Below are 6,268 nucleotides of genomic sequence, written 5' to 3' on the forward strand. Positions count from 1 at the left end.
CTTTCTTATCTGACATAAATATGTCCTTCTTGTCCATCTGTGACTTCACCGATTATTCGTGCGTCGATGCCTTTATTCTGTAAGGAATCGATCATGGCTGATGCCTCATCTGGATTGACGGACATCAGCAGGCCACCTGACGTGACAGCATCAGCGAGAATAATCTGGTCGATCGAATCTAGACGTTCGTCAAAGTGAACGACCTCTTTCACATGATTGAAGTTGTTTTTCGATCCTCCTGGAATGACACCTTCTTCAGCGAGCTCACGCACACGGGAAAGCACGGGCACATCGACTTTCATAATCATCAGCGCCTGATGACTCTCTGCAGCCATTTCTGATAGATGGCCAAGCAGTCCGAAGCCGGTCACATCCGTACAGGCGTGTACATCATAAGCCTTCATCACCTCAGCCGCGTCTTTATTCAAAGTAGCCATCACAGCCGTCACTCGACGAATCTCGTCATCAGTTAAGAGTCCCCGCTTAAGTGCCGTAGTGGAAATGCCGACACCGATGGGTTTCGTCAGGATCAGCTTGTCTCCGAGTTTTGCTCCGGCATTGGTCCGGATGTCATCGGGATGGATCGTCCCAGTTACCGACAGCCCGAATTTCGGTTCCTGGTCATCGATTGAATGGCCGCCCACGAGATTACAGCCGGCTTCCTGAACCTTATCGCTGGCCCCTCTAAGAATCTCTGTCAGAATCGACTTGTCCAGATTGAAGATAGGGAAGGCAACGATATTCAAAGCAGTGATCGGTGTACCGCCCATTGCATAGACGTCACTCAGTGCATTGGCCGCTGCGACCTGACCAAAATCATACGGGTCATCCACGATTGGTGTGAAGAAATCCAGCGTCTGAACGATGGCCAGGTCATCCGTCAGTTTGTATACCCCCGCGTCATCTCCTGTATCCAGTCCGACCAGAAGATTCGGATCTTTTTTTGTTTCCGGCAGGGTATGCAAAACCTCGCGCAGTTCACTCGGTCCGATCTTACATCCGCAGCCGCCTTTTTTAGTAAGCGTCGTCAGTTTAACTTGAGTCATGATATATGCCTTCTTTCCTGATTGGTGGTCAATGTACCTACAGTTTACCATTACTCGACTCATTCTGTTACAGGATAAGTCGATTCTTTTTTTGAAAAAGAATCCCAGTCTTATAAGTAACAATGACAGGACTTGACGAGGTTAGTTTCAGCTTAGGCTTCAGTAGAGACAGTAAACTGGAAGTAAAGGGTGTTCTACTTATAGTTCAGTGGCTGAAGATGTAGGTAAGATGCAACGAGAAGTTTCTTAGTGATGGTTCAGCGGGCGTCAGACCGTCTGAACCTCCACTACAGGCGCTCTAGCTGCAGCTTATAACACGTACGAAATCTAAGATGTAACGAGAAGCCTTCTAACGGCAAGATGAAATCAGATAAATACCCTAAACTATAAGTAGACGGTCCCTAAGAACAGTTTAGCGTACGCCAGGCCGTCTAAACTTCCACTACTAAAGAACTTAGCGACTGTTTAGGACAGAACGGTTGCCTTGAAGTGTAATCAGACTGATAGGACAGGCTGTTGGCACCAGCTTAATTCCCAATAAATATAGAATCAAAGGAAATAACCAGTCGATTAAGATATAATTAGTAAACGGATTCTTATAAAATGAATAATCATCACATCACACGAAACAAGGAGGAAGCTATGACATTACAAGGATCGATTGCCCTGATCACTGGGGTCAGCCATGATGCAGGTATCGGAGCAGCCGTCTGTCACGAACTGGCTTACGGCGCGACTATGGGAGCTGTCTCAGCCTTTACACTTTCTCTTTAGGCTGAACTGGCGTCTGCAGGTATTACGGTCAATGCCGTCAATTCTGGCCCCACCGACACGGGGTGGATGACAGACGAGATTAAAAAGCACTTGGAGCCGAAGTTTCTGTCCGGAAGAATGGGGATGACCAGCTGCCCGGCTGATTACTTTCCACGCTACTGAAGAAGACGGCTGGATCGCCGATCAGGTCATCAATTCAGAAGGCGGATTCTTACGATCGTAAAATTAGGAAAAAAGAAGAGCATAGACCATCTGTGCTTTTTCTAAGTTTACCTCGATATCTGTACATATACCATCTGTCAAAGACATCTGGAATGTGTTAGACTAGTCATTAAAAATATTACGCACTGAATGAAGCCGAGGAGTGAACAGATGAACAGAAAAAAACTAGTCAACTTGCCGAAAGTGGAACTGCATTGCCACCTGGATGGCTCTGTCCCTATGAAGACTTTAATAGAGCTGGCTGAAAAAGAAGGCTACACTAATCCTAAAGAAGAGATGAGAGGTGCCATTGCGCCAGCCGATTCCGGTACGCTTAAGGAATACTTGTCCAGCTTTGAAACGATCTTGCCGCTGCTTCAGACAAAGGAGAATCTCACAAAAGCAACCTATGCTGTGATCGAGGATGCCAACCGTGAACACATCGTCTATCTGGAGCTCCGATTCGGGCCGCTACTGCACCAGAGACAGGGATTATCCGTGAAAGAAGTCATAGAAGCAGTCGATGAAGGGATACGGAAAGCCGCAGATGATTTTCCCGTCAAGGTCAGCCTGATCGCCTGCGCACTGAGGCACCATACTCAGGAGAGAAATACACAGCTTTTCGAAGAAGTCAGTCAGCTTCCTGAAGGAATGGTAGCGGCAGTCGATGTGGCAGGAGACGAAGGAAACTTCCCGAACGAGCAGGTCAGAAGACCGGTCAGCACAGCGAGAAGCCTGGGCATGGACATGACCATTCACTCTGGAGAAACGGGCTCTGTCGACAATGTCCTGTCTGCGATGGACATGGGAACCAGACGACTTGGTCATGGTGTAGCGATCAGACAGGACCAAGATGCACTGCAAAATGTGCGAGCGAAAGACGTTCTTCTCGAACTGTGCCCGACAAGTAACATTCAGACGCGTGCCATTCCGTCATTTAAGGACTATCCGCTGAGATACTTCCTGGATGAAGGCATCAAGGTCTGCATCAATACGGACAACCGGACCGTTTCGAATACCACTGTAACGGATGAGCTGATGATCTGTATCGCCCACTGCGGAATGACTTCAACTGATCTGAAACAAGTGATGCTCAATGCAATCACCTATGCCTTTACTGATGAAGGAACCAAGCAGCAGGTGATCCGCCAGATTGAAGAACAGTACGTTTTTTAGGCTAGTTATGGATCTGAAATGATTTAAGACATATACTAATGTTGTACAAGAAATCATGTACCTTATCTTTTAACTGAAGGAGAACCTGCCAATGACAACTAATGAATTAAGAGAACGATCTGAAGTAGCCGACGACTTGAAGTGGGACCTGTCTGCTGTATTTAAAGATGACAAAGCCTACGAAGAGGCAGTAGAGAAAGTAAAACAGGATACCGCTCATTTTATTAAACAAGTCGATGGAAAACTGAATGATGCGAAATCTGTCATAGAAGCGGTCGAGGCCTATGAAGACATACGGACGGTCATGTCCCATATCCAGACTTATGCCATGTTGCCGGTGACTGTCGACATTTCCGACAGTGATGCCCAAATAAAAAACAGACGTGCCGCCAACTTTCTGGCAGACACGAATGCGAAACTCAGCTTTTTCAAATCTCAGCTGGAAGAACTGAGTGAGTCAGTATTAGACGAAGTAAGTGAATCCCAGCCTCGTTTCGCACCATTCATGAGACTCATTAAGCTGACAAAGAAATGCAAGCTACATCCTAAAGTGGAAGAAGCGCTGGCTCTTCTGAATCCGGTTCTGGATTCGTTTGCCGAAGTCTTTGAACAGGCGAGACTCGCAGATGCTGATTTTAAAACGTTTGAAGTGAACGGAATAGAGTATCCACTTAGCTTTGTTTTGTACGAAGAAGTGTACATGTATGATACCGACAAAGAGATCCGTCGTGCAGCGTATGACGCATTCAACCATACGCTCAGTCAATATAAAAATGTCGTAGCGACTGCCTACTATAATCATGTGCAGCATGAAAAGACCATTGCAAATATGAGAGGGTACGACTCAATATTTGACTATTTGCTTGCAGATCAGGAAGTAGATCAGGCTTTGTATCACCGCCAAATCGATGTGATCATGAAGGAGTTTGCCCCAGTCATGCGCAAATATGTGACGCATTTGAAAGAGGTCCATGACTTAAATAGGTTCACTTATGCTGACCTGAAAGTCGATCTGGATCCTGATTATACGGCTAAAGTCAGTATAGAAGAATCTCAGGACTTACTGAAACAGGCGATGGCACCATTGGGCGAGGACTACGTCAACTTGCTCCAGCGTGCTTACCCTGAACGGTGGATTGATTTCGCTCAGAACAAAGGAAAGGAGTCAGGTGCTTTCTGTTCCGCTGCATACGGCAAGCACCCGTATATCCTTATGACTTGGACAGGAGATCTGACAGATGCCTATACCTTGTTCCATGAACTCGGTCATGCCGGACAAAGTGAGTTGACCAATGCAAACAACTCCTTTACCGGTTCGGACCCGTCACTTTATCTGATCGAAGCCCCGTCAACTTTCAACGAGCTGCTTCTGACTGACTACTTAACCAAGCAGACGAACGATCCGAGAATGGAACGTAACGTCATTTCTCTAATGATATCAAAGACCTACTTCCATAATTTCGTTACGCACTTGCTTGAAGCGGCTTATCAGCGGGAAGTCTACCGTCTGATTGATGAAGGAAAAAGTTTTGATGCGGACAAGTTGAGTGAACTGAAACGAAGTGTCCTTGAAGAATTCTGGGGAGATGCTGTCGAGATAGAAGCAGGAGCCGAGCTGACTTGGATGAGGCAGATCCACTATTATATGGGGCTGTACCCGTATACCTATTCTGCTGGACTGACCATTGCAACTCAGGCATACCTGAAAATGTCTCAAGGTGAAATGAAGCCGGAACAGTGGCTGGAGTTTCTTGCCTTAGGGGGGCAGAAGACACCAGAAGAAGCTGCCAAGGTAGCGGGTGTAGACATTTCAACAGAAAAACCTCTGATGGATACGATCAAGTATCTGGACGAATCAGTCGACCGAATGATCGAACTGACACAGATTATGGAACAAAATCAATAAGTGGACAAAACGTGCAGATTCTACTCTGCGCGTTTTGATTTGATTACAGGTAGAATGAGACTGTGTTTTCTGATAAGGTGGAATATATACATAGAAATTCATTTCCAACCAACGGGGTAACTGCTCAACAGGCAGAAGGTCTTCTAATCGAATCGGGGGATACACTTACAGTTAGAGTTGAAAAGTCGACTAGTGAAACGCCTCTTGAAGGATCTGCTTATTTGAATACTGAACCCACACTGACAGTATCGACAAGTGAAGGAACGTCATATCATGTCTCTCTTCTTAATAGATACACCCACTATCCCGAGTACGAAATGATTGATTTATATAGACTGTTGAATACAGGGGAGGAAGATAGACGTGACGAAACCAGCTAGTGGATACAAGAAAATTTTCTGGGGCTATATCCTATCGATTATTAATGTCTCGGTAGGCTTTCTCATTCTTTTTCCCAGTATAATCGGGTGGTACATCTTGATCAAAGGCTTTGGAGAAATCGAGGAAAATCTTCCAGCTCAAAATCGCACGCTCATTAACAGCGGGCTGTGTATTCTTTTCACTTTTTCCTTTCTGGAAGGTATTTCTCCTTTGATCAGTCTGGATTTTCAGATGTTGAGTATGCTCCTGCTCTTTTACCCTCCAGTACATATGGTGGTTGAACTGACCGTCTTTCATAAATTATTCGAGTCTGTAATCATCAGGTTTACTGAAATGCAGCAGGTAGATAGGGTGAACACCTATACTACAAAAGATACACGGTATCTTTTGATTTCTGGTGTAGCCGTCCTGCTGTTGACAGCAGCTGCGACAAGTCAACTGACTGGGCTGATTGTGGTTGGGTCTTTATCGGCATTAGTGTCCAAAATATATATGCTGACAGTCATTGCTTCACTAAAAAATGAAGGGACAAGTGCGATGCAAGTGTCTTCAAATACAGAAACGGTGAATACCAACTGATAAACATTATAAATAATAAACCGGCTGCAGACTTTTAAGTATGAAAGATGCTTAATAGCATTTAGAGAGAATCAATTGTAGAAAAACTTGAATATGAAAAAAAGCACGGACGGCTGTCTGTGCTTTTTTCTGGTAGAATAGGAAAGTATAAAGTTTTACCCGCTAGAAAGCCTATCACCTCAAACGTTAATCACTATCACTTGAT

Annotated in this window: 6 protein-coding genes; 5 read left to right on the forward strand and 1 reads right to left on the reverse strand. The window is 45.2% G+C overall.

Going from position 1 to position 6,268, the window contains the following annotated elements:
• Positions 1-5 precede the first annotated feature (5 nt).
• Positions 6-1,046 carry a selenide, water dikinase SelD gene (gene selD / locus ABFX15_RS04700; RefSeq protein WP_346024336.1) on the reverse strand — a complete coding sequence of 347 codons (1,041 nt, stop codon included), beginning with the start codon at positions 1,044-1,046 and terminating at the stop codon, positions 6-8.
• Positions 1,047-1,688: 642 nt separating this feature from the next.
• Here selD and ABFX15_RS04705 point away from each other — a divergent pair.
• The 5 genes from ABFX15_RS04705 (at position 1,689) to ABFX15_RS04725 (ending at position 6,063) form a co-directional block, all read left to right on the forward strand.
• Complete coding sequence (locus ABFX15_RS04705; RefSeq protein ID WP_346024337.1) at positions 1,689-1,820, forward strand: hypothetical protein; 132 nt, start codon at positions 1,689-1,691, stop codon at positions 1,818-1,820.
• Between the two features lie 372 nt (positions 1,821-2,192).
• Positions 2,193-3,197: an adenosine deaminase gene (gene add, locus ABFX15_RS04710; protein ID WP_346024338.1), complete on the forward strand. Its 1,005-nt coding sequence runs from the start codon at positions 2,193-2,195 to the stop codon at positions 3,195-3,197.
• A 91-nt stretch (positions 3,198-3,288) separates the two neighbouring features.
• Entirely contained in the window at positions 3,289-5,103 is a 1,815-nt protein-coding gene (gene pepF / locus ABFX15_RS04715; protein WP_346024339.1) for an oligoendopeptidase F, read from the forward strand.
• Between the two features lie 77 nt (positions 5,104-5,180).
• A complete protein-coding gene (locus ABFX15_RS04720; RefSeq protein ID WP_346024340.1) occupies positions 5,181-5,483 on the forward strand; it encodes a hypothetical protein in 303 nt (100 codons plus the stop codon).
• A complete protein-coding gene (locus tag ABFX15_RS04725) occupies positions 5,467-6,063 on the forward strand; it encodes a hypothetical protein (protein ID WP_346024341.1) in 597 nt (198 codons plus the stop codon). Before ABFX15_RS04720 ends, ABFX15_RS04725 begins: the two co-directional genes overlap by 17 nt.
• Positions 6,064-6,268 lie beyond the last annotated feature (205 nt).

The organism is Alkalibacterium indicireducens (assembly GCF_039522005.1).
Lineage (GTDB): Bacteria > Bacillota > Bacilli > Lactobacillales > Carnobacteriaceae_A > Alkalibacterium > Alkalibacterium indicireducens.